Origin of the sequence: Novosphingobium sp. B-7 (assembly GCF_000410615.1) — a bacterium.
In the GTDB taxonomy this organism is placed as follows: domain Bacteria; phylum Pseudomonadota; class Alphaproteobacteria; order Sphingomonadales; family Sphingomonadaceae; genus Novosphingobium; species Novosphingobium capsulatum.
In genome coordinates, this window is record NZ_APCQ01000701.1 from 1 (window position 1) to 881 (window position 881).

The window sequence follows — 881 nt, forward strand, 5'->3', positions numbered from 1 at the left end:
GCTGCCACGGCAACCGGCGCCTGGCGCATCCAGTTGGGGGCCTTTTCGCAAAAGAGCAATGCCGATGGCCTGTGGGCGCGCGTGCGGGGCCGGGCCGAACTGGCCGGGCACCCGCGCATCGACCTGGCCGAGGGCAAGGTTACGCGGGTTCTGGCGGGGGGCTTTGCCAGCCAGGCCGAAGCCGCGCATGCCTGCGCCGCGCTGAAAGGCGCGGGCGTGGATTGCATCACCTTGAAGCCCTGACGGTTTGGTCTTTCCGGCAGGCCGCGCGCGGTGCATGGGCGTGGGATGACCACGCTCGCCGCTTCGCCTGCCCCAGACCTGGCCGCGCCGTCCCGCATCGCCGCGCTGGACTTCCTGCGCGGCTGCGCCGTGCTGGGTATCCTGGCGATCAACATCACCGGATTTTGGGGGCCGCAACTCGCCAGCCTGAGCCCCGCCCTGCCGCGCCTGGATAGACCGGGCCTGATCTGGTTCGTGATCAGCTACCTGCTGTTCGATGGCAAGATGCGCGGCCTGTTCACCCTGCTGTTCGGGGCGAGCATGGTGCTGTTTGCGCAAAGCGTGGAGCGGCGCGGGTTGTCGCCCGATACCATGCAGGTACGCCGCCTGCTGTGGCTGCTGGTGTTTGGCTATCTGCACTATGCCCTGCTGTGGTGGGGCGATATCCTGTTTGCCTATGCGCTGTGTGGCATGCTGGCGCTGGCGCTGCGGCGGCTCGATCCGCTGCCGCTGCTGGCGATCGGCGTGCCGGTGCTGGTCTTGGCCCATGCGTTTGATGCGCTGGCCGCCCTGCCCGCGATTGCCGGGGAACAGCGCGTGCTGGCCGGGATCGGCACCCCGGCAGACCGCGCCGCCGTGGCCGATATCGCCGCGCGCGT

Annotated in this window: 2 protein-coding genes; both read left to right on the forward strand. The window is 69.5% G+C overall.

The annotated features are described in order from the left end of the window. The coding region (locus H926_RS26155) for an SPOR domain-containing protein (RefSeq protein WP_043608456.1) at window positions 1-243 on the forward strand (243 nt) is incomplete at its 5' end. A gap of 45 nt (window positions 244-288) precedes the next feature. Beyond that, on the forward strand, window positions 289-881 hold a 593-nt coding region (locus H926_RS0107520; RefSeq protein ID WP_022675753.1), incomplete at its 3' end, for a hypothetical protein.